We start from the raw sequence: 24,720 nt of genomic DNA on the forward strand, positions 1-24,720 counted from the left end.
GACGACGAAATCTTTTTATTCAAATTAGATTTCTGTCCCGCTCCCTTTCTATGAGGGGAGATATGAAATCAATTCATCTTAATTTAACTGCTATCACTTAATTTTGGTGCAACACATTTAAGTTCGTTAATATTTAGTGGTAGAATAATAGGTGATTGTAATTGTCTGAAATCCTACAGTATTTTCTCAAAGCATACAGAACTAGGACGTTTATACACATGCTTTTACAGATATGAATTATGGAAATATTCTGTGTTTCGACCTCGACAATTATAAAGTTAAACTTTAAAACGAAAAGAGGTGAAACCGTGCAAATTTTTGAAACTATACTATTTTTTCTTACACTCGTAATAATTAGTTCTTTAGTACATACATATTTGCCTAAAGTTCCTCTTGCTTTTATTCAAATTATCTTAGGTATGTTACTCTATCTTACTCCTATACCCGTTGAATTTCACTTTGATAGTGAACTGTTCATGCTTACTCTCATCGCGCCTCTCTTATTCGTGGAAGGAGTCCACGTCTCACGGGTCCATCTTAGGAGATATATCAAACCAGTATTGATGATGGCATTAGGGTTAGTAGTTACAACAGTCATTGTAGTAGGGCTTTTCGTTCATTGGATTTGGCCAGAGCTACCGATGGCTGCAGCTTTCGCTTTAGCTGCCATCCTTTGTCCGACTGACGCAGTGGCAGTTCAGGCTATTACCAAAGGAAAAGTATTACCGAAAGGTGCAATGACTATACTTGAAGGTGAATCTTTACTTAATGATGCGGCTGGGATTATATCATTTAAAATTGCGGTTGCAGCTTTAATCACAGGGGCATTCTCGATATTCAATGCTATAGAACAATTTCTCATTTCTTCTATTGGTGGCTTTATTATTGGCCTCATTATTGGTGTCTTACTCGTGCGCTTCCGAATTACGCTTACGCACCGAGGTATAGAGAATGTTAATATGTTCACGTTTATTCAATTACTCACTCCATTCGTAACATATTTAGTAGCTGAAATGATACATGCTTCTGGAATTATTGCTGCAGTAGTGGCGGGACTTGTACATGGTTTCGAACGCGATCGTATCGCCCAAGCAAGAACGCAACTTCAGATGAGCTACAACCATACATGGAATATATTAAGCTACGCACTTAACGGTTTTGTGTTTTCTATATTGGGTTTTCTCGTCCCAGAAGTAGTTGAAAAGATTGTTAAGCACGAGCCCCATAACCTCATATTTTTGATTATTGTTACGGCCTTGATTGCATTAGCGGTTTACCTATTTAGATTTATATGGGTTTATGTTCTATATCCTTATTTCTATTTACCTATCAGTCCCTTTCAAAAGATTATGGCTCAGAATGATGATAATTATAACCCGGCAGAAACACCTCCGAAACGAAGTATGTATGCCTTTATAATGACGCTATGTGGCGTTCATGGAACGATTTCTTTAGCGATCGCCTTGACATTACCTTATGTCCTAGCTGATAACCATCAATTCTCTTTCCGTGATGATCTACTTTTCATAGCTTCAGGCATGGTCCTTATCAGCTTGGTTATGGCACAGATAGTCTTGCCGCTGATTACGCCAAGCGCGAAGAAACCCGTAATTAAAGGTATGAATTTTAAACAAGCGCGTATATATATTTTAGAAAATGTAATTGATATACTCAGTAAAAGAGCTACTGCTGAAACAAGTTATCGTTACGGTAATGTAATCAAAGAATATCACGATAAATTGGCATTTCTAAAAACTGTAGAAAATGAAGATGAAAATTCTAAAGAACTCCAACGTCTGCAAAAGATTGCCTTTGATGTTGAGAATGAGACGTTAAACAAACTGGTAGAAAACGGTGACATAACTTCTAACGTCTTAGATAACTACTTACGTTATGCTGAACGTACACAAGTATACAAGCAAGCTTCATTAATCCAAAGAATGATAGTAGGCATACGAGGATATTTATTGAAAAAACGTATTCGCAAACGCATGCGAACTAATGCAGCTTCTTCACTTTCTATAGCTGATAATTTAATTGAAATCTCTAATGTCATGCGCACAGTACATTATCACGTGGTAAGACGATTGAGCAAAGAAACTAGTGAGGATAATAAATTGGAAGTGGGTATGGTATGTGATGCCTATCTGGTACGTATCGATAATCTAACACCGGATAATTTCTTTAATCCTAATAGCGAAAATTCAATTATTAAGATCAAATTGTTAGCTTTAAAAGAACAACGTCGATTATTAAGCCAGCTGACGGACGAAGAAGAAATTAGCGAAGCTACCGCTTTAAAAATTCGAGAGGCTATTAACTATGATGAAATGATAATTGTAGATAGTCTAACTTAAGTATTACAAGTTTCATCTTTAAACATTGACATACGATGGTACTCATAGCTATTTCAAGAGGGATAGTATTCTTGGAAAAAATGGCTCTCTATTAAATAGGACCTGTAACTCAATTACCGTTCCTATTTAGTAGAGAGCTTCTTTTTGACAGAGTAGATAATGAAATACTCCAACGATGGGGGAGGATTTGAACCATCGTTGGAGTTTGAGAGATTATCTAGGCTTGAATACCACCATATCGTACGTCATATATATTAGGAGGATACGTACGATATGGGACTATTCACCTCTAGAAGAAGTAGAGGTGGAAAGCCCATAATTACCTTTAAGGAGAGGGCCATGCTCATTCGATGAGACGTAACGAGCTATGGCCCGGATTTCAATCATTGTTGTTTAGCCATACTGCCATGGACGGTATCGATGTTTGATTTCATCATCTTATAGTAAGAATCACCTCGACTTCCTTTTTTACCTATAGAATCTGTGAAAACCTTACCGTATATAGCTCTATTAGTTTCTTCACTTAAACTTTCCATACTTTTTGTATCTACACTAGTTTCGACTAATAAGTTCTTGACTTTATTATTTTTAACAAATTTAATTGCTTGTTCCATTTGTTTAGGCGTTCCTTGTTTTTCTGTGTTAATTTCCCAAATATAGCCGGCATTAATATGATATTCTTGAGCAAAATATTTAAATGCGCCTTCACTGGTAATCATGTTGCGTCGATCTTTAGGGATATCTCTAAATTTTTTGTGACTTTCTTTGTTTAGTTTATCTAACTTCTCTTTATATTTATCACCTTTTTCTTGATAATCAGATTTATGATCTTTGTCGAAATTTATCAGTGTATTTTGGATCGTAACGACATATTTGATACCGTTAGTGAGGCTTAGCCATGCGTGTGGATCGCGATTGATATCTTTATGCGCCGCGCCCTTTAAGTAATTGGGTTTGACTTTATTTGAAACAGCTACTACAGATTTATCTTTTTCAGATTTACCTGCTTGAGCAAGTGCTTTTCTAAACCAGCCATTTCCTGTTTCTAAGTTCAATCCATTGTATAAAATGACGTCGGCATCGGTAAGCGCTTTAATATCCTTAGGTTTTACTTCATACTCATGGGGATCTTGCCCAACAGGCACGATACTATGTACTTCTACATGATCGCCTCCTATTTCTTTGACCATATCAAATAAGATAGAATTGGTCGTAACCACTTTAAGTTTATGGTCTTTATCATGGTGGGACTCTTTGCTACTGTCACCTCCACAAGCACCTAAGAATAATGCTGCGATAAGTAGCAATGTAATTATCTTTCTCATGAGACGCTTCCTTTCTTTATTGGTAAATTCACTTTATGGATAGCAAAAATAATTATATAAATTATAAAAGCACAGATAACGATTGTAGCGCCGCTTGGAATGTTGTAAATATAACTGAAATAGAGTCCAACTATCGAACTTACAATACTTATTAAACTAGCTAGAATCATCATACTATGTAACTTCTTGCAGATAAGAAATGCAGCAGAAGCAGGGGTGATGAGCAGGGCAACAACTAGAATGATGCCTACAGTTTGAATACATACTACTGTCACCAACGAGAGGAGCAGCATTACAAAATAATGAATCAATGTCGTGTTTAAACCGCTCATTCTACTAAATGTCGAATCGAATGTAGAAATCTTGAGTGGTCGATAAAAAATAATGATGAGCGCTAGGACGATTATACTGACGATGAGTGTAGACCAGAATGTCGTGTGTGTGATTGCAAGTATATCACCGAATAATATGAGATATAAATCGGTAGCGCTATGTATAAGGCTAATAATGATCACACCGCTTGCTAGGAAAGCAGTAAAACTGATACCTATAGCAGCGTCTGATTTAGTCTTACTTCTATCTGAAATTAAACCTATAAAGCCACTTGCTAACATCCCCGTGATCATCGCTCCTAGAAACATAGGTATGTGAAAGACGAAAGAGAGTGCTACTCCTGGCAAGACAGCATGACTCATCGCGTCTCCCATAAGTGACAGCCCACGTAAGACAATAATACTGCCGACTGTTCCACAAACGATACCGACTACTATTGAAACGATAAGCGCGCGCTTTAGAAATTGATAATCGAACAAATGTTGTAGGAAATCCATGGTAGTTCTCCTCTCTAACCTGCTTGATTAAGGAATATATCATTGAGTATTTCAGGGTCTGTAGCTTTATCGCTCGGGCCAAAGTAGCGTAAGCGCTTGTTGAGCAACATTATTCTGTCAAAATAATCCCCAGCTTTCGAAAAGTCGTGATGAACAATTAATACAAGTTTGTTCTCTAATTTAAGTTGGCGAATCTTCTTAATAATGAGTTGCTCGCTGAGGAAGTCTATACCCACGAAAGGCTCATCTAAGAGGTAAAGTGCACTATCAGACATGAGTGCACGGGCGATAAGTACACGTTGCATTTGTCCACCACTCAGTTGAGAAAGTTGTCGTTTCCTTAACGAACTAATCTCTAAATCCTCTAGTAGTAATTCAAGTTTCGCTTTAACCTTAGGTGTTATCCATTTGAACCATCCTATGTCTTGGTAAGCGCCTGAAATGATAACTTCTTCTACATTAATAGGGAAGTCTATGTCAATATGCGCTTTTTGAGGGATATATGTAATTTGTTTAAGTTGACTCGTTGTTGATTTATGACGCAGTTGCGTCCTTCCAGTAGCTTTGAATTCACCAATTAATGATTTAATAAGTGATGATTTTCCTGCGCCATTAGGTCCCATAATGCCAATGATTTCACCCTTAAGAGGAATGGAAAAGTTAATGTGTTGTAATACATGTTTATTTCCCAAACGGAGGTTTAAATCTTCTACTTCTAACATTTTTAACTCCCTTAATAAATATTTTAGGTTAACCTAATTTATTTTATGATATACTACGAACTTTTAGCGTGTCAAGTTATTTCATGATACAATAAAGTGAAGATATTGAGAGGTGAAAGCATGCTAACTGAAGAGAAAGAAGATTACCTGAAAGCGATATTGTCACATCACGGTGATACGCAATATGTAACGAATAAGGTCTTGTCTCAGTACTTAGATATTAAGCCCCCTTCAGTCAGTGAAATGTTAAATCGGTTAGAGAAATCAAATTTTGTCGAAACTAAACCTTATAAAGGTGTGCGTTTGACTGAATTAGGGTTGAGTTATACATTAGATATCATTAAACGTCATCGGTTGATTGAGTTATTTTTAATTAAAGTGTTGGATTATAATTGGGAAGAGGTACATCAAGAGGCTGAAATCCTTGAGCATCGTGTCTCCCGTTTATTTGTTGAACGATTAGACAAAGTACTCAGTTATCCTAAGACGTGTCCGCATGGCGGTGTGATTCCTAGGAATAATAATTATAAAGAAATCTATACGCAAAATTTAATCGAGTTTGATGAAGATGAGGTCGTCACAATAGAACGAGTGAGAGATAGAACGGAATTGTTAATTTACTTATCCAGCAAAGACATATCTATAGGGGATCGAATTCATATTGTGAATAAAGATGATACGAATAAAGTGATATTAATACAAAAAGATGATATAACGACGATTCTTAGTTATGATAATGCACGTCATATTTATGTAGAAAAATAAAGCAGGAAACGAGATAATTTTTAAATTGAGAGAAATATCTCGTTTCCTGTTTGTTTATGTAAAGCTATTTTTACTACACAATATATAGGTAAATAACGTATAAAGAATAGCTATTAATAGCAAGCCAAATCAGAGTGAAGAATATGATAGGTATGTGTGTTAACTCACGTAGAGCTGCACCGTCCCAGTCGATAGGTTGGCGACTAAAGGTCAAGCGTAAGATAGTATACGAAGATTGAATGACTTCGCCGAATAACACACCAAGTATAAAGTGTATAGCAAGGCTGATCAAGTTTATTTGAAAGAAATCATACTGGTATTTAAAGATAACGTAAAGTAAACCGATGAGTATAAATAAAGTAACTAAAGGCGCTGTCTTACGTGAAGTTAGAATCAAATAGTATAAAAATATAAAGATGTAGATTATGATAAACAGACTAGGAAAGTGATGTGTTACTGTTACGAGTCCGACAAGTAGCATAATAGGTGGCATGACATATCCACCCAGCGTCGTACTAATTTGACAGAGTCGACTAGAAGAACTCGTTATCGCATAACCTTGTTGTAAGGAGCGCTCACGTTCCTTTGAAGAGACGATTATGACAAGATCTTTCGCTCTGCCGCCACTTATCTTATTGAATAATATATGACCAAACTCGTGTGTGAGCACAGGTATATAGTTAAGATAGATATCGAGCGTTTTAATTACTGGTTTATACCGATAATGGTGTATCAGGATATAAGTGATCGCAATTAGAACTAAGATATAAGTATGTAATTGTATAGAACGAGTTAAAAGTATATGGAGTAAATTCATAAGTGTACCTCAGTATTATTTACTTTTCTGCACTTATTATAGGATATTTTATAGAAAATTACATTTGGACTTTTGTTGTATATATTTTTTTAAAGCGCTAATATAAGATGATAAGGAGGACGGAACAAAAGTGTTTGGGGGCCCCAACAAAGAGAAACTGGTAAACCAGTTTCAACAAGCACAGCGAGTTGGGGTAGGGCCCCAACAAAGAGAAACTGGGACATAATGTAATGTCTCAACCTCTTTCAACATCTCGGCAGTAGATGACTGATTTGAAAATGCGCTTGTATCAAGCTTTTTTCAATTCTAGTCATCCTTGCCGGGGCGGGACTACGAAATCATTTTATTCAAATTAGATTTCTGTCTCGCTCCCGAATCGTGAACGTTTCTGTCGATAATCCTGCTATTAAGACGTCGTTAATCAGTTTCCCAGTGCCCAGAAACTTTATATCTCAACCCCGGTCTTGTTGTGAAAGGTCACTAGCATCTTATTATAATTACGAGTGTATTTAGAACCCAGTTAGCTTTGTTGCAGTTACTTCACAAGTGCATTTTATACAGCTCAAAAATATAGCCTTCGTGAAACGAATATTGAAGGAGTTAGAAGAATGATAAATAAATGTAAGGACCAACGTGTAAATGTGTTAAATCTCTATTTTGATAATGTAACAATGTCACAGATGGAAGAGAACGTGGAACGTTTTTTTGAGGAAGCACGAGATGAAAATCTCTTCATCGTTACCGCCAATCCAGAAATCGCTGATTATGCAACGAATCATGTGCGTTATCAACGTCTCATTAACCAAGCAGATTACGTTGTTCCAGACGGTACAGGAATAGTAATGGGGGCTAAAATGTTAAAGACGCCCTTAAAGGAACGTGTGCCAGGTATTGAATTGATGGAAGCATGTATACGTCTAGCGAATCGTAAGCAGCAACGTGTATATCTCTTAGGTTCCAAAGAAGAAATTGTCCAGCAAGCAACACGACAACTTCAAACGCGGTATCCTAATGTGACCTTTGACTTTCATCACGGTTATATCGATGTCAATGACGCTCAAATAGCTCATGATATCCGACAGTTCAATCCTGATTATATCTTTGTAGGTATGGGTTATCCACGACAAGAAGAATGGATTGAACGTTTTGTAGATCACTTTGAGCGAACAGTCTTGATGGGGGTCGGGGGTTCGTTAGAAGTCTTTAGCGGGAGCAAGAAACGCGCGCCTAAGCTATTTAGAAAATTAAATGTTGAATGGGTTTATCGTTTTCTTATAGATTGGAAACGCGCTGGAAGGTTAAAAAGCATACCTGTGTTTCTCTATAAAGTCATGCAACAGAAATATAATAAGAAGTGAGTAGTACTTTGTGGGGGGAGTACTACTCACTTCTTTTTTAAGCAGTGGCTAAGGCAAGGGGGGTTGCAACGAGCCACTCAGTATTTAAATAGAATGGAGAAGGGGAGGTCGGGACGTAAAGTTCTATGCTCTGAGAAATCAATTAATGGCGTCTCATAATTATAATTGTCGACAGAAACGCTGCTGTCCCGATCGTGTTTATAAATAGGATTAAGAGCGAAAAGGGATAGAATGGCGATCGAGTGGTCTAAAGTCCAGTCTGATTAGTCCACTTGAAAGAATTATTTGTCATTTTTTGCATTGTAACTTGCACTAGAAATACGACCACCAGAAACAATAACATCTTTATCTTGGAAAGGCTCGTCGTTGAAGAAACGAGATAAGATATCTTTGACACCGTCTTCAATACGTTTCTGAGCTTCGAGTGTCATACCAGAGTAGTGTACTGTCATTGCATTGCGTGGCATTGTTCTCCATGGGTGTTCAGCGGGTGCTGGTTGAGGATACCAAACGTCACCTGCGTAGCCTTGAATGTGTTTATCGTTTAAGGCCTCGATTAATGCATCAGTATTGACGATCTTACCACGAGCTGTGTTAACTAAGAAACTACCGTCTTTCATGCTATCTAATACGGCTTTATCGAATAAATTGTCTGTCTCAGGAGTCAATGGAGCATGGATAGTTATAGCATCGCTGGAGCGAACAAGTTCGTCAAAGCTAACAAATTGAGAATGTTCGCTGTCTTTTTGATTAATCGGATCATAATGTTGAATGTTAACGTTAAATGGAGCAAGACGTTCTGCTACGAGTTGACCAATACGTCCGAAGCCGAAGATACCGATCGTTTTATGTTGTAATTCATAAGCGTCATTACCTACTTGAGATAGGTTCCATTCTCCTTCTTGAGATTGACGATGACCTTCTTCATAATTGCGTAAGAGGATGAGTAAGTCCATCACAGCGTGTTCTGCTACGCTTACTGTATTACTGCCTGTCACTTCTACTACACTGACATCGTGCTTGCTTGCTGCGTCTAAATCAACATGGTCAGAACCTACACCAGCTGTGATAGCTAACTTGAGATTAGGTGCTTGTTCTATGCGCTCTTTAGTCATGTACGCAGGATAGAACGGAGCACTGATTACGATGTTCATATCTTCCAAGTGTTTGTCTAAATCTTCTTTTCCGTCTTTTAAAATGACGAGTTCATGTCCTTTATCTTCCAAGAAAGTTTTAAGACCAATAGCCTTATCTGTATTCAGTAGTTGGTTATCTTGTCCTTCTACAGCTTCAGGGAATAATGCAACTATTTTCATAGTATAAACACTCCTTTAAAATATTATAATAAAATTATTTGTAATAGCACTTATAACGTTAAAATGGTTGCGCTCTGAACCAAAAAGTACTCGATACAATTTGGTAAACCACCTCCTTGAATGAGATAAAGTATGTACTTCTTCATCAAAGAGGGAGTAGCCAAATAGCACCGAGTACTTTGTAACCAATCCCTGAAAGTTATGTAATTGTAGTCTTAATGTTATATGAGATAAAGTTAAATAACTCACGACGTAAGCTTTAACTTATCGATTAAGATTCAATGTTTTGGTCAAAGACAAAGATTGAGACAACTTCATCGTTTTCTAAATCGACATCAGTAAATAGTTTGACAAACTTTGCTTCAACTAGCTCCTCCATTTCAATCGGAGGATTTTCTTTATACAGATCTTTTATTTCTTCTGTCCGTCCTTCTTTTAACATACGATGGTAAGCATTATTTCTCAAGTAAAATGTTTCTACCTTACTTAAGCTACCTTTCATGTGTGCCACAGCCCAATTATCTTTAAAAAAGACTGATACGTGTTCAGGTCCCTTACCAATATGTGCTTTGCGATATTTTCGGATGAGATTTGCAAATTGTTGTGTCTTATTAGTAGAGATGTTAATCACCTCGTTCATATGCTTCAAGTCACCTAAGTGAAAGCACTTATCAACTACAGTACATTTAATATCATAAAACTTTTAAAGATAAAAATAAAGTATTTTGTTTAAATTTCATAATCAAGTTTATTCAAAGTAATAAACAATTGTTATACACATTCGTTGTTTTGAATAGTAAATGATGATGTTAGAGCATCAATCTCGGAAGACGATTTATCATATATTCTCAGTTAAAGTGTAGCAACTGTCAGAACTTGAATATGTTCTATCTGATAATTTAAGACATTGCCCAGTCTATGATAGTGTCAACAAAAGTAACTCGGTTTACGCTACACACTTTCGGGCACGAACGGCTTTAACGTGCTGGCTAAAATGTTAAGAGTACACGTCTCTCGCTATTATTAATGAAAGCATGTTGTATCGGTCTCAGTTTGCTCGTTACTTCACTTCAAAACGCGAATTATTGAGCTCATCCTTATATTTTTTTTGCTCAGCTTTGGATAGCTTGCGGAAGTCCTTTAAGAATTTCTCATAATTAGGAAGCACTTTATCTAATTCGCCGAAATCTTTTAACTTCCCGCCTTCAATCCAGGCAATTTTAGTACAAAATTGACGTACTTGGTTCATATTGTGACTCACGAAAAAAATAGTTTTGTTTTGCTCTTTGTATTCATAGATTTTTTCTAAGCATTTTTGAGCAAATGTTTGATCCCCTACTGAGAGCGCTTCATCGATAACGAGAATATCTGGATTTGTTGTAATATTAATTGAGAAACCGAGTTTGGCACGCATACCACTTGAATATTTTTTAACGGGTTGGTATATGAATTCGCCTAATTCGCTAAATTCTATAATATCGGGCGTAAGTCTTTTAATCTCTTTACGAGAGAACCCCATACATAACATTTTAAATTCGATATTTTCTAATCCAGTGAGTTGTCTATTTAACCCGGCATTAATCGCAATGACGCTTACTTCTCCATTGCGAGATACTTTGCCTGACGTAGGCATGAGTGAGCCACCGATCATATTGCTAAGCGTAGATTTACCTGAGCCGTTAATACCTACGAGACCGATAACATCGCCTTCGTATGCTGTTAATGATAGGTCATTTAGGGCGTAGAATGTCTTGTTCTTGTGCTTTGGTATCAAAGCATCTTTCATTCTTTCCTTATTATTACGATAAATACGATATTCTTTTGTCACATGATCGATGGTAACCGAAACGTTCATATTATTGTCCTTCCTTACTTCGAATTAATACAATTATATAGTATATAATAGAGGTTGTTAAACTAATTTATACTCGTAATCTTAACTTTGAAACTAAGATAAATATTTATAAGTTTAGAAGGGAGCGGGACAGAAATCTAATTTGAATAAAAAGATTTCGTAGTCCCGCCCCGGCAAGGATGACTAGAATTGAAAAAAGCTTGACATAAGCGCATTTTCAAATCAGTCATCTACTGCCGAGATGTTTCCAGAGGCTGGGATTTATGTCCCAGCCTCTGGAAACATTGGTGTTGAGCATGGATTGAGTAGGTGCTTGAATTCAACTTAGATTAGAACATTGTCCATAGCACTTTAGTTAAAATCACTAGAGGAATGTCTATCGAAAAATGGGAAATTTACGTTTTAGTTTAAAGATTGTTAAAATGAAAATAATATTATGAGAAATTTTGAACTATAGTTGCTATAATAGAGACTTGTATATGTAGTTAAGTATTCCAATTGACTTAATTGTTATTTCTAACATTTTTGTAGATAGGCTTCTACCATAGATAGCTTAACATGATAAAATCTATGTTAGTTCCAATATATAATGGCCTCTTAATTTAGCGAAAACGATTGAAAGTGTGGTTTAATTCAATGAAAGCAGCGTGGGTAGTACTAAAGGAACATCTTAACAATTTCTATTTAATTAATAGGCTCTCACAATTTCAAGTGAAAATATCAAATAAAAATAATTATTTAGGCATTGCATGGGAAATAATTAACCCTGCGCTTCAAATTGCTGTTTATTGGTTTGTATTTGGTTTGGGTATTAGACAAGGACACCCACAAGAAGGAGTCGCGTTCATTTTCTGGTTGCTTGCCGGAATCAATATGTGGTTCTTTGTCAACCAAGGGATTCTTGAAGGAACTAAGTCTATCGCGATGAAATATAATCAAGTTGCTAAGATGAACTTTCCCTTATCAATTATACCTACCTATATCGTTATGAGTAGGTTCTATGGACACCTTGCTCTATTGGCGATAGTGATCTTGATATGTGCGTTGGGCGGGCATTACCCGAGCGTTTATACATTGCAGTTACTGTTCTTTATCCCTTTATCCCTTGTGTTGACTACAACTATTGCACTCTTCACTTCTACTTTAGGGGTAATCATCAGAGATACGCAACAAATTATCCAAGCGATCATGCGGTTAGTATTCTTTGGTTCCAATATTATTATTAATTTACCTGAAGGGATCGTACTCGATATCATACAGTTCAACCCGATCTATTTCCTAGCTGAAGGTTATCGTGCAGCTATATTACACCATGAGTGGTTCTTTATTAATCACTGGCAACTCACTTTGTATAACCTTGCTATTATCGTATTGCTCTTCATTTTAGGTTCAATATTACATATGAAGTACAGAGACCACTTTGCAGACTTTATGTAATTCTATCATCCTTTGTTAGCTATTTAACTGACAAAGGATTTTTCTATAATTTTTTCAGGTTAGAAGATATAATAGCAACAGATGTATTTGGCGGGGTGATGTTGAAATGCGTTTAATGATTAAGAAACTTTATCTATTAGCGATAACATTATTGAATTTGCTTTATTCTCATAAAAAAGTAAATCAGCAACAAATAGTGATCCTGATGACATTTGCCGAAGATGTCTTGCCTATTTTAGAAAGGTTAAACGCGCGAGGCTATCAAATTACTGTGATTACAAAAGAGAAGCATAAGCAGTTGTTACAAGAATTCAAACATGTTAAATGGCTACCTGCGGGGAACAAGCATGTAATTGAACAGGTTAAGGCGTTGAGCATGGCTAAATTAATAATTATTGATACATATTATCTCATGATGGGAAGTTTGAAGAAGAAGCCAACTCAAACGGTATTGCAGACGTGGCATGCGGCTGGAGCCTTAAAAAATTTCGGTTTTACTGATCATCAAGTCGATTTAAAAAATAAAAAAATGGTGGAGCAATATCGGCGTGTTTATAATGCTACTGATAAATACCTCGTGGGTGGCAACCCGATGATACAATGCTTTGGAGCGGCCTTTGGAGCTAAGCCTCATCAATTTCTTAAAACGGGTTTGCCACGATTGGCGATATATAGACAATTTAATGCTGAAGAGAAAAAGAAAGAATTGAAACGTAAATTAGGTATAAGTAAGAAGGTAGTCGTATATTTACCGACGTATAGGGAGCATAAGAAAGGTAACCAAACAATTAACACCCAAGCTTTTGAAAAATTGTTGCCGAATTATGTGTTATTAAAGAAATTACATCCTGCAGTAGCAGATGAACAGCAAACTAACTTAGATGTCCAAACTCTCATACTTATTGCTGATGTCATTATCACAGATTATAGCTCACTTGCTATTGAAGCGAGTATAGTTAATAAACCTACGCTCTTCTACGTGTACGACGAGAAAGAATATGAACGTGTACGCGGGTTAAATATGTATTATAAAAACATACCTAGAGAGTTTAAAGCTTATGACGAAGGAGAGTTGTTGCGTAAATTAGCTTCAGAAACCATCCCGTGGACACCACTGTTTGAATCTTGGCATGAATATACATCCCAAGATTCATTGAAGAAAGTAGTAGAATATATTGAAGGATTGATGGTGAAATAATGAAATTATCGATCATTATACCGATATTTAATGCTGAACATACTATAGAGAGAGCAATACGATCTATTGATACGGAGGTATCTCATGAGATTATTTGTGTAAATGATGGGTCTACGGACGACTCGTTACAAGTTATAAATAAGATCGCACGTGAGAACCTTAATATCAAGGTTATAAATCAAGATAATCAAGGCGCTGCAGCTGCTCGCAATCACGGTCTTGAACAGATGACTGGAGATGTCTTTATGTTCTTAGATGCTGACGATGAATTTTTAACATGTCGTATTGATCACATGTTGAAATATTATGAGAAACATGAAGACGTAGAAATAGTTATAGGTCAAATGGCACGTGAAGAACATGGAACATGGGTTCCGATACCGACACATCAAGCAATTCGTGAAGAAAAAGTTGTAAATTTGAGCGAGTACCCTGAGATAATGCAATCTATTGGCCCAGGTGCTAAACTATTTAGTCAGCGATTTAAAGATTTAAGGTTTGATACTGATGTGACGTTTTGTGAAGAGCATACGTTTATTGTGCAAGCATTTAAAAAAGCAAGAGATATTCAAATCATACCTAACTTAATTTATGGTTATAATCTTGAAGCCAATTCTGTCACTGCGAGTCGAGTAGGGCGCTTTGAAGAATATTTACACGATGCGCAAACTGTTCGTTCACGTGTGATGGAAATATTAAGATTGCCGGCTGAAAAGCTCTATTATAGTTACAGAATGGATCATCTAATAGTAAGTTATTTGATTCAAAATTATTTAACTGAACATCGTCAACTTACCCGTAGCATAGTTGAAAAGGTTATACACTATATCAAACACATGAATTCTACTGATTATGATGGCGGCGCTTTATTTAGAATTGTAGATGCGGTGGAACAAGCAGGTACGGGTTGGACTAAAGATATATATAGTATCTGGAGAGAGGGATTGATCAATACAGGTATCGGCAGACCACACTACTATATTTTTAAAGCCAAGGTATTACCTAAAAAAGTTAAATTCTCTTCCAAACAAAAAGCAAAGAAAATATTAAAAAGATGACGGCACAAAAGCGTTAAGGATTTGAACAGGGGGCCCCAACAAAGAGAAACTGATTCATCAGTTTCACCAAGCAATGCAAGTTGGGGTGGGGCCCCAACACAGAGAAACTGGTACATAAAGGAATTTGACTAGAGAGAAAGAGGCTGGGACATAATGTAATGTCTCAGCTTCTTTCAGCATCTTGGCAGTAGATGACTGATTTGAAAATGCGCTTGTATCAAGCTTTTTTCAATTCTAGTCATCCTTGCCGGGGCGGGACTACGAAATCTTTTTTGTTCAAATTAGATTTCTGTCCCGCTCCCTTCAACATCTCGGCAGTAGATGACTGATTTGAAAATGCGCTTGTATCAAGCTTTTTTCAATTCTAGTCATCCTTGCCGGGGCGGGACTACGAAATCTTTTTTGTTCAAATTAGATTTCTGTCCCACTCCCTTCAACATCTCGGCAGTAGATGGCTGATTTGAAAACGCGCTTGTATCAAGCTTTTTTCAATTCTAGTCATCCTTGCCGGGGCGGGACTACGAAAAATTTTTATTCAAATTAGATTTCTGCCCCGCTCCCGAATCGTGCGAGTTTCTGTCGACAATCTTGCTTTTAGGGCGCCATTGCTCGGTTTCCCAGAGCACAGAAACTTTATCTCTCCACCTTATTACTAACTTTCACAGTTCACCCGAGTCTAACGTGCTGTAATAATATGATTATCATAATTAAAATCTACATGTTATACTTTAGAGACATAAATTGCTTAAGGAGTGGGATTATGAGACGTGTTATTACATATGGTACATATGACCTTCTACACTATGGCCATATTGAGTTACTGAGAAGAGCACGCGAGATGGGTGATTATCTCATCGTTGCTTTATCGACTGATGAATTTAACCGTATTAAAAACAAAAAATCTTACTACAACTTTGAACAACGCAAAATGATGTTAGAATCAATACGGTATGTTGATCTCGTTATTCCTGAAAATGGTTGGGGTCAAAAAGAAAAAGATGTCGATCGTTATGAGGTAGATACATTTGTAATGGGTCACGATTGGGAAGGGGAATTTGATTTCCTTAAGGATAAATGTGACGTGATTTATCTCAAACGTACTGAAGGTATCTCCACAACTCAAATTAAAAAAGAACTTTATGGAGATGAAGCTAAATAAGATATTAATAGACCCCAGAGACGAGCTGAAAATGACACAAGTAGGCGAGGCACTGGGGTCTTTTTAATTTTTGGTTTCAACATTAATGCTTTAGCTTGCGCTTAATATAAGTGAGGAATAAATATATTAATACGATGAGCGTGATGAGCACTAAGCTCATTACAACCGCAAAAATGAGGGGATGTTCTTCCCAAGTGGATTTGGCAACGGTAGTAGCCTCATGTAATATAGGTTTCTTCACTTCTGCTGTTGGTGGGCCATAATCATCATTTATAAACTCGCGTTTATAATCAAGAAAAACATGGCCGTCTTCAACTTTAAACTGATACTTATCGTCGGATAGATCGTTAGGTACCACGTCATATAAATCTTTGGAAACATAATATTTACGTCCATTTATAGTGTGATTACCCTTTTTGAGAACTCTCTTATATTTATAGTTATCATATGAAAGGTCTAACAACGCATTGCCCATCATATTCCGCTGCTTTTCACCGCCCAGGTGGACGTAATCGCCAGCTCCCATTATAGTTTGAACTATTCGTAAGTCTTGGCGTTTTGTAGATAAAGTATGATTATAATTAGCGGTGTCACTGGAACCTGTTTTCAACCCGTCCGTTCCCTTTGAACTCATGTCTGCACCCTCTAGGGAATGGTTAAATGTATAATATGTTACGTTATGCTGAGTAGGTGCTAACTGTTTCGTGAAGTCGAGTAGCTTTGGTGTATCAGTAACGACGTGTAGAGATAAAATTTCAAAGTCTTTCGTCGATGCTACAGAGTTCTCCTCATCTCGATATCTTGTAGGAGCGAACTCCTTCAGCCGGGAGTTTTCAGCGCCAGTTGGATTAACAAAATGAGTTTGTGTCATTTTTAAAGCTTTTGCTTTTTTATTCATCTCATCAGTGAAATCAGAGACATCCCCGGAAACCGCTTTAGCCAGAATAAGTGCAGCAGCGTTACTAGATGCAGATACTGTAATTTGTAACAGTTCTTTAATCGTATAAGTTTCGCCGGGATATAATTTAGTGTTACTTAATTCGGGAAGAGTTGACATACGATAGTGATCATTAGTGATTTCTACTTTGTCATCTAGGGAAAGTTTCCCTTTCTTTATTGCTTCCATCGTGAGATACATAGTCATTAACTTTGTCATTGAGGCCGGGTACCATTTTTGCTCCCAATTATATTGATAGAGTACCTGGCCATTTTGAGCCACATTAGCAGCGCCTGTGGGTTCATATGCTGAGCTAACATTATTGTAACCGTACTGATTCGCAATTTGAGAAGGCGGTACTGTTTCCGCATGAGCTAAAGGTGTTATAATTGAACAGACGAAGAGTACAGTTACAATGGTTAGAATTAATTTTTTCATAATTAACTTACCTTCTTGTCTTCCTGTATTTTGCGCAGTAGACCTATTTTAGCATATTACATATTTAATTAAAATGGCGTGATGAAGGAAAAAAGAAGATATTTATAGTACAGGGGGTAAGACTGCGGTTTGTCTAACGGCACCCTGAGTTCACTTTTAATGATAGCCACAAAATCAAACAGAAGAGGTACTAATATGAAACAAGGAAATCCGTTATTCTTTTTATTTCGTAAATTGAATTGGCCGGTCGGCTTAATTGTAGCTGCAATTCTCATCTCCTCATTAGGCAGTTTAACCGGTTTAGTAGTCCCTGCCTTTACGGGGAAAATGGTAGATAAATTTTCGTTAGACCACATCAATCCATGGTTTATCGTTCTTTTTGCAGGCATATTTATACTTAATGCAGTATTAAGTGGTCTAGGTTTATATCTATTGAGTAAAATTGGTGAAAAGCTCATTTTTGCTATCCGTTCAATATTATGGAAACACATTATCCAACTCAAGATGCCTTTCTTTGATCAAAATGAAAGCGGGCAATTAATGAGTCGTTTAACTGATGATACCAAGGTCATTAATGAGTTTGTTTCGCAAAAGCTACCAGAACTCTTCCCATCAGCTATAACGATTATTGGTTCGCTTGTCATGCTCTTTGTAATGGATTGGCAAATGACGTTGTTAACTTTTATTACGATACCAATTCTTATCATGATCATGATACCTTTAGGTAAAGTCATGCAGAAGATTTCTACTTCAACGCAAACAGAAATAGCTAACTTTAGCGGCTTGCTTGGCCGAGTACTCACAGAAATGCGTTTAGTCAAAGTATCCAACACAGAACAACTCGAATTAAATAAAGCTCATAAGAATTTAAACGAAATTTATCGTTTAGGGTTAAAGCAAGCGAAGATTACAGCAGTGATTCAACCGATATCAGGCGTAGTTATGTTACTCACTATTGCGATAATATTAGGGTTCGGAGCATTGCGCATTTCTTCTGGAGCCATGACTGCAGGTACACTTATCGCTATGATCTTTTACGTTATTCAACTGTCCATGCCGTTGGTAAATTTAACCACTCTAGCTACAGATTATCGTAAGGCAGTAGGTGCAAGTAGCCGTATACACGAGATAATGAGAGAGCCACTTGAACACATTGAGGAAACTAAACATGTTGAGTTAGAGGATGGCACGTTAAGCTTTGAACACGTAGACTTTAAATACGATGTGAAACCCATCTTGAATGATGTGTCATTTAGTATTAAACCTGGCACCGTTACGGCGTTTGTAGGGCCTTCAGGTTCGGGTAAGAGCACTATCTTCAACATAATAGAACGCATGTATGATATAGAAGATGGAGATATTAAGTACCACCACCAATCTATTTACGATATACCACTTGCTCAATGGCGCAATAAGATAGGTTATGTCATGCAGTCAAATTCCATGATGAACGGGACGATACGAGATAACTTATTATATGGGATAAATCGTAATGTAACAGATGAGGAACTACAACATTATGCTAAGTTAGCGAATTGTCATGATTTCATCCTAGACTTTGATGAGGGATATGACACGGTCGTAGGTGAACGTGGACTGAAATTATCTGGAGGACAACGTCAACGTATCGATATTGCGCGAAGCTTCGTGAAAAACCCTGACATTTTATTACTAGATGAAGCTACAGCCAACTTAGATAGTGAGAGTGAGCGTAAAATTCAAGAGGCACTCGAATCACTAATGGAAAATCGTACCACGGTGGTGATAGCGCACCGTCTTTCAACTATTAAAAAAGCAGAACAAATTATCTTTATTGATGGTGGTCAAGTAACTGGTAGAGGTACGCATCAAGCATTGATGAAGAATCATGAGAAGTATCAAGAATTTGTTGAAACACAAAATTTAACTGAATAATTAAATGTTATATGACAACTTATTGATTTCACTATTAGGTGCTGTCGGACGTACTCTATAGTGGTAGATAAAGGTTTAAATTGACACGATTAGGTGATGGTTTATAGCGGCCATCTGGAATTTATCGGCATCATAGTTATATAAAATATAATTTATTGAACCTTAAAGTTTAGGGTTGAATCTCATAAAGTGCTAGATATGCTTGTGGGGAGTGAGACGTTGAAGTTAGAACAACTTGGGTCTCACTCCCCTTTAACTTATTTAACTGAAAAAAGGGAGAACCGTTCACGCATCATGCTGATGTACTACTTTATTGCTTCTCTCTATCTCTAACTTATGAATAACTTTTAATATGAATGATATGAAGGGTTTAGGACATAAAGCTTTTGTGCTCTGGAAAAACGATTAACGGCGTCCACAAAACGGGATTGTCGATAGAAACGCTCACGATTTGGGAGCGGGACAGAAATCTAATTTGAATAAAAAGATTTCGTAGTCCCGCCCCGGCAAGGATGACTAGAATTGAAAAAAGCTTGATACAAGCGCATTTTCAAATCAGTTATCTACTGCCGAGATGTTGAAGGGAGCGGGACAGAAATCTAATTTGAATAAAAGATTTCGTAGTCCCGCCCCGGCAAGGATGACTAGAATTGAAAAAAGCTTGATACAAGCGCGTTTTCAAATCAGTCATCTACTGCCAAGATGCTCAAAGGGTCTGGGACATTACATTATCTCCCAGCCTCTTTCTCTCTAGTCAAAGACCATTATGTCCCAGTTTCTCTTTGTTGGGGCCCACCCCAACTTGCAGTGCTTGTGGAAACTGATGAATCAGTTTCTCTTTGTTGGGGCCCCGCCCCAACTCGCAGTGCTTGTGGAAACTGCCTCACCAGTTTCTCTTTGTTGGGGCCCCCTGCCCAAATCCTAAACACTTTTGTCGCGACCTCTATACGAACAAATTGATAGAAATGGTATAATAGCCTTGATTTCATATCAGAGTTGGCATATAAAAAAATAACTTTGACATAAATATTGTTATTGAATAGGTGAAAGAGAGGGATTACTTTGTTTTTACTCATTAATATTGTTGGGTTAATCGTCTTCTTAGGTATTGCTGTACTATTTTCAAGGAACCGCAAGGATATTCAATGGCCTTCAATCATCATTTTGATAGTCCTCAATCTAATACTTGCTTGGTTCTTCATTTATTTTCCGTGGGGCAAGACCTTTATTAAATCACTGGCGAATGCAATAGCTTGGATAATCGAATCGGCTCATTATGGTACAGGTTTCGCATTCAAGAGTTTCGTAGGAGAGCCTATGGATATGGCTGTAAGTGCTTTGTTTCCTATTTTACTCGTAGTTCCATTATTTGATATTCTTATGTACTTTAATATTTTACCCAAATTGATAGGGGGTATAGGTTGGATTTTAGCCAAGGTAACTCGGCAGCCTAAATTTGAATCTTTCTTTGGGGTAGAAATGATGTTCTTAGGCAACACTGAGGCTATAGCGGTTTCTAACGAGCAATTAAAACGCGTGAATGAAGCGCGCGTACTGACTATTGCTATGATGTCTATGAGCTCTGTTTCTGGCGCCATCGTTGGGGCATATGTCACAATGATCCCGGGTGATTTAGTATTGACAGCCATTCCGCTAAACATTGTGAATGCCATCATTATTTCATGTATTTTAAATCCAATTTCAGTTGAAGAAAAAGAAGATGTTATCTATAGCATTAGAAATGAAGACATAGAGCGACAACCCTTCTTCTCATTCCTAGGTGATTCAGTGCTAGCTGCAGGTAAATTAGTGCTCATTATTGTAGCCTTTGTTATTAGTTTTGTAGCTTTAGCTGATCTAATTGATCGCGTGATTCATTTAGTTACAGGCTTAATTGGAACTCTCATTCACGTTAAGGGCAGCTTCGGCCTCGACCAAATTCTCGGAGTATTCATGTATCCATTTGCTTTATTGCTAGGTTTACCATTTGATGAAGTTTGGCCTGTAGCGCAACAAATGGCTAAGAAGATAGTGACAAATGAATTTGTCGTGATGTATAGCATTAAAGATACAGTAGCAACTTATTCTCCGCATCGACGAGCGGTGATCTCTACTTTTCTAGTTTCATTTGCCAATTTTTCTACTGTAGGCATGATTATCGGTACGCTTAAAGGTATTGTAGAGAAAAGGACGATGGATTTTGTATCTAAATACGTACCGATGATGTTATTAGCTGGTGTCTTAGTATCATTGTTGACAGCTGGTTTTGTAGGATTATTTGCTTGGTAAAATGTTCACAGTTGAGAAAGAAAGTTATGATTAAATATTTAGTTAAGCGCGAAGTGCTTCTTAATTGAACAGCGAAGTAATTTGACAGCAGCTGGTGTGTTTTTATTCGTTCATAATTATTAATGTGAGGGTCTAGTTAAACTAAGGGAACAAGTTGAATTTAATATTGTTTTGTTGTTTATACGATTGATTTGGAAACGGGGGGATTCAACAATAACCAACCGGCATCATAAAGGTAACCGATGAAGTTTGTTGTAAAGAACATGGTTTATTTGTACAGGAGAGACAAGACTCAATGCGTTACACCTAAGTCTACAGAGCTTATTAGAAAGGGGCGGGGCAGATAGAAAGACGAAATTTAAGAGATTACAGAGTGAGCACGAACAACGAATTATGGTGAGCTTGAACAAGACTTGAATCAATCTAACGTCAGTGGGAGAGACCATTACAATCTTTACAACCCCCAATGCGTTCCTTAAACTTCCAGTAACAAATAGACAAATATATCGTAGTATGTAACAACCCAGCATATGCTTTGGTCGGCTTGCTGGGGTTTCTTTTTCTATCGTGTTATGTTCTTGATTAAGGAAGTAAAGGGTTTGTCCGACTATCATCAGAGTCATACACCTATCTATACTAGTCATGGACATGTCGTTGAAGTTAATAGATTCGCTCCCCATCGTGGGCCCCCTCCTATAACCTCTATGTCCAACAACTTTATGTCCTAACCTCGAATGATGTGTCATAAAAAAGCTAAGCCGAGGTTGAGACATACAGCTTTTGTGCTCTGGGAAACCGAATAACGGCGTCCCAAAAGCAGGATTTTCTACAGAAACTTCTCTCGATTCGACAAAATTTGGAAAAGAATTTTGCTCATCGTTAGGTTCTGCTCAGATCCTAAACGCTTTTGTCCCGACCTCAACTTAGCCTTAGGGAAATGAATTAAGTATAGAGTCTGGGACATAATGTAATGTTTCAGACTCTTTCAGCATCTTGGCAGTAGATGACTGATTTGAAAACGCGCTTGTATCAAGCTTTTTTTCTAGTCATCCTTGCCGGGGCGGGCCTACGAAATCTTTTTATTCAAATTAGATTTCTGCCCCGCTCCCTCAACATCGAGCTAAGTGTGTTGATGCTTTAACAACACAAAGGAGATGTAAGGTCGAACCGAATGAAATAGCAAGTGCGAGTAACGCTCATATAATTGTGAGGGTGGGACATAAATCCCAGCCTCTTCAACATCTCGGCAGTAGATGACTGATTTGAAAACGCGCTTGTATCACGCTTTTTTCAATTCTAGTCATCTTTGCCGGGACGGGACTACGAAATCTTTTTATTCAAATTAGATTTTTGTCCCGCTCCCAAACAATGAAAAATAATATGAAATATTCTTTTTCACCTCTCGACCTTATAAAAATTATTATAGCAAAGAGATATAAACAAGTAAACAGAAGATTCAGAAATATAAGATAATAGAATATCTTTTTAACTTAAATGAAAACGGTATTTGAAACTAGATAAAAAGTCCTCACTGGAAGAGGCTGGGACATAATGTAATGTCCCAGACCCTTTTAGCATCTTGGCAGTAGATGACTGATTTGAAAATGCGCTTGTATCAAGCTTTTTTCAATTCTAGTCATCTTTGCCGGGGCGGGACCACGAAATCTTTTTATTCATATTAGATTTCTGTCCCGCTCCCAGATGATTTATGAAGAATTCAAAACCTAACATAATTTTTACACTTGGAGTCTCAAAATTCTGTCATAACAGTGTTGTAGTTCGTTGGATAATTTGCTAATATGCTAGTGATTAACCATTTAAAAAGGGGGTTGCGAAGTTGAACAAGACTCTAAGAGACCTTATATTAGTGATGATCGGGGCTTTTATATTCTCAGCAGGAGTTAATACTTTTATCATATCAGGTGAATTAGGTGAAGGTGGCGTGACCGGTTTAGCTATCACGCTCTACTATGCTTTTGGTATTTCACCAGCGATTTCGAACTTTGTATTAAACGCTATACTGATAATAATTGGTTACAAATATTTAAGTAAGCGCAGCATGTACTTAACCATCTTCGCAACTGTACTTATGTCTATCTTCTTAAAGCTTACTGAAACATGGCATGTAGAAACTGGGAATATAATCGTTAATGCTATTTTTGGTGGTTCCTGTGTTGGTTTAGGTATTGGAATTATTGTGCTAGCAGGAGGTACATCAGGCGGAACGACGATACTTGCGCGTATCGTAGCGAAGAATACTGAATTTAATACTGCTTATGCACTACTATTCTTCGACCTTATTGTAGTATTGATCTCTCTAACAGAGATACCGATAGCGAAAGCTTTAGTCACAGTCATTTCACTTTATGTTGGTACTAAAGTGATGGACTTTGTTATTGAAGGTTTGAATACTAAAAAAGCGATGACTATTATTTCAAGTAAACCAGATGAAGTTGCAAAGGTAATAGATACGCAAGTTGGACGAGGCTTAACGATTCTCAATGGACGGGGATATTTTTCGAAAGAAGAGAAAGATGTCTTATACGTTGTTATCACTAAGACTCAAATTAGTCGTGCGAAGCGCTTGATTCGTAAGACGGATCAGAATGCTTTCTTAGTTATTCACGATGTGCGAGATGTCTATGGTAACGGATTCCTTATCGATGACTGATACACATTTGACAAGCATAGAGAAACGTATAATTGTCGTGAAATGAAATTTAATGAAATAAAAGAAATGAGTGAGACGAGTAGTACAAACTAAGTCTCGCTCTTTTTTTTTATTCTAGGGTTTGGGTCATAAAGCTTTTGTGCCCTGGGAAACCGATTAACGGTGTTTCAAAAGCAGGATTGTCGACAGAAACGCTCCCCTCTTTTTCTCTAGTCAAAGACCTTCATGTCCCAGCCTCCGGCTTCGCTTTTGTAGGGCCGCCCCAACTCGCATT

The 24,720-nt window shown here is 37.2% G+C and carries 19 protein-coding genes; 10 read left to right on the plus strand and 9 right to left on the minus strand.

Annotated features, from left to right (window positions below; all coding sequences use genetic code 11):
* The first annotated feature begins 308 nt into the window (after positions 1–308).
* Entirely contained in the window at positions 309–2,357 is a 2,049-nt protein-coding gene (locus tag N9R04_RS09860; RefSeq protein WP_262856598.1) for a cation:proton antiporter, read from the plus strand.
* A 383-nt stretch (positions 2,358–2,740) separates the two neighbouring features.
* On the opposite strand, the gene mntC is transcribed toward N9R04_RS09860, so the two are convergent.
* From mntC to N9R04_RS09875, 3 genes are read right to left on the minus strand one after another with little or no spacing between them, the layout of a single operon-like run.
* Positions 2,741–3,682, minus strand: a complete 942-nt coding sequence (mntC, locus tag N9R04_RS09865) for a manganese ABC transporter substrate-binding lipoprotein MntC (RefSeq protein WP_262856599.1) — start codon at positions 3,680–3,682, stop codon at positions 2,741–2,743.
* Positions 3,679–4,512, minus strand: coding sequence for a metal ABC transporter permease (locus N9R04_RS09870; RefSeq protein WP_262856600.1), 834 nt, complete (start codon positions 4,510–4,512; stop codon positions 3,679–3,681). The genes mntC and N9R04_RS09870 overlap by 4 nt, the downstream gene beginning before the upstream one ends.
* 14 nt (positions 4,513–4,526) lie before the next feature.
* Positions 4,527–5,234, minus strand: coding sequence for a metal ABC transporter ATP-binding protein (locus N9R04_RS09875; RefSeq protein ID WP_262856601.1), 708 nt, complete (start codon positions 5,232–5,234; stop codon positions 4,527–4,529).
* 120 nt (positions 5,235–5,354) lie between these two features.
* Here N9R04_RS09875 and N9R04_RS09880 point away from each other — a divergent pair, with 120 nt between their 5' ends.
* Positions 5,355–5,999 carry a metal-dependent transcriptional regulator gene (locus N9R04_RS09880; protein WP_262856602.1) on the plus strand — a complete coding sequence of 215 codons (645 nt, stop codon included), beginning with the start codon at positions 5,355–5,357 and terminating at the stop codon, positions 5,997–5,999.
* Between the two features lie 73 nt (positions 6,000–6,072).
* Here N9R04_RS09880 and N9R04_RS09885 read toward each other — a convergent pair whose 3' ends face one another.
* The gene (locus N9R04_RS09885) at positions 6,073–6,816 is read right to left on the minus strand and encodes a M50 family metallopeptidase (protein WP_262856603.1); all 744 of its coding nucleotides are present in this window, start codon (positions 6,814–6,816) and stop codon (positions 6,073–6,075) included.
* A gap of 608 nt (positions 6,817–7,424) precedes the next feature.
* Between N9R04_RS09885 and tarA the strand changes: the two genes are divergently transcribed.
* Positions 7,425–8,174 carry an N-acetylglucosaminyldiphosphoundecaprenol N-acetyl-beta-D-mannosaminyltransferase TarA gene (tarA, locus tag N9R04_RS09890; RefSeq protein WP_262856604.1) on the plus strand — a complete coding sequence of 250 codons (750 nt, stop codon included), beginning with the start codon at positions 7,425–7,427 and terminating at the stop codon, positions 8,172–8,174.
* A 281-nt stretch (positions 8,175–8,455) separates the two neighbouring features.
* Here the strand turns inward: tarA and N9R04_RS09895 are convergent, their stop codons facing one another.
* From N9R04_RS09895 to tagH, 3 genes are all read right to left on the minus strand, one after another.
* Positions 8,456–9,490 carry an NAD-dependent formate dehydrogenase gene (locus tag N9R04_RS09895; RefSeq protein WP_262856605.1) on the minus strand — a complete coding sequence of 345 codons (1,035 nt, stop codon included), beginning with the start codon at positions 9,488–9,490 and terminating at the stop codon, positions 8,456–8,458.
* A 271-nt stretch (positions 9,491–9,761) separates the two neighbouring features.
* Positions 9,762–10,130, minus strand: a complete 369-nt coding sequence (locus tag N9R04_RS09900; protein WP_262856606.1) for a Na-translocating system protein MpsC family protein — start codon at positions 10,128–10,130, stop codon at positions 9,762–9,764.
* A gap of 420 nt (positions 10,131–10,550) precedes the next feature.
* Positions 10,551–11,345 (minus strand): teichoic acids export ABC transporter ATP-binding subunit TagH, encoded by a 795-nt coding sequence (gene tagH / locus N9R04_RS09905; RefSeq protein WP_262856607.1) that lies wholly within the window; start codon positions 11,343–11,345, stop codon positions 10,551–10,553.
* Positions 11,346–11,981: 636 nt separating this feature from the next.
* Here tagH and N9R04_RS09910 point away from each other — a divergent pair.
* From N9R04_RS09910 to tagD, 4 genes are all read left to right on the plus strand, one after another.
* Complete coding sequence (locus N9R04_RS09910; RefSeq protein WP_262856608.1) at positions 11,982–12,782, plus strand: ABC transporter permease; 801 nt, start codon at positions 11,982–11,984, stop codon at positions 12,780–12,782.
* Positions 12,783–12,888: 106 nt separating this feature from the next.
* The gene (gene tarB / locus N9R04_RS09915; RefSeq protein WP_262856609.1) at positions 12,889–13,980 is read left to right on the plus strand and encodes a teichoic acid glycerol-phosphate primase TarB; all 1,092 of its coding nucleotides are present in this window, start codon (positions 12,889–12,891) and stop codon (positions 13,978–13,980) included.
* A complete protein-coding gene (locus N9R04_RS09920; RefSeq protein ID WP_262856610.1) occupies positions 13,980–15,038 on the plus strand; it encodes a glycosyltransferase family 2 protein in 1,059 nt (352 codons plus the stop codon). Before tarB ends, N9R04_RS09920 begins: the two co-directional genes overlap by 1 nt.
* A 760-nt stretch (positions 15,039–15,798) precedes the next feature.
* Positions 15,799–16,197: a glycerol-3-phosphate cytidylyltransferase gene (tagD, locus tag N9R04_RS09925; protein ID WP_262856611.1), complete on the plus strand. Its 399-nt coding sequence runs from the start codon at positions 15,799–15,801 to the stop codon at positions 16,195–16,197.
* Between the two features lie 82 nt (positions 16,198–16,279).
* Here tagD and pbp4 read toward each other — a convergent pair whose 3' ends face one another.
* Positions 16,280–17,572: a penicillin-binding protein PBP4 gene (pbp4, locus tag N9R04_RS09930; protein ID WP_262856612.1), complete on the minus strand. Its 1,293-nt coding sequence runs from the start codon at positions 17,570–17,572 to the stop codon at positions 16,280–16,282.
* Between the two features lie 195 nt (positions 17,573–17,767).
* Between pbp4 and N9R04_RS09935 the strand changes: the two genes are divergently transcribed.
* Entirely contained in the window at positions 17,768–19,486 is a 1,719-nt protein-coding gene (locus N9R04_RS09935; protein ID WP_262856613.1) for an ABC transporter ATP-binding protein, read from the plus strand.
* Between the two features lie 764 nt (positions 19,487–20,250).
* Here N9R04_RS09935 and N9R04_RS09940 read toward each other — a convergent pair.
* Positions 20,251–20,373 (minus strand): hypothetical protein, encoded by a 123-nt coding sequence (locus tag N9R04_RS09940; RefSeq protein ID WP_262856614.1) that lies wholly within the window; start codon positions 20,371–20,373, stop codon positions 20,251–20,253.
* 175 nt (positions 20,374–20,548) lie between these two features.
* On the opposite strand from N9R04_RS09940, the gene N9R04_RS09945 reads away from it, so the two are divergent.
* A complete protein-coding gene (locus N9R04_RS09945; protein WP_262856615.1) occupies positions 20,549–21,775 on the plus strand; it encodes a NupC/NupG family nucleoside CNT transporter in 1,227 nt (408 codons plus the stop codon).
* A 1,837-nt stretch (positions 21,776–23,612) separates the two neighbouring features.
* Positions 23,613–24,446, plus strand: a complete 834-nt coding sequence (locus N9R04_RS09950) for a YitT family protein (RefSeq protein WP_262856616.1) — start codon at positions 23,613–23,615, stop codon at positions 24,444–24,446.
* The last annotated feature ends 274 nt before the right edge of the window (positions 24,447–24,720 follow it).

The organism is Staphylococcus marylandisciuri, assembly GCF_025519785.1.
GTDB lineage: Bacteria > Bacillota > Bacilli > Staphylococcales > Staphylococcaceae > Staphylococcus > Staphylococcus marylandisciuri.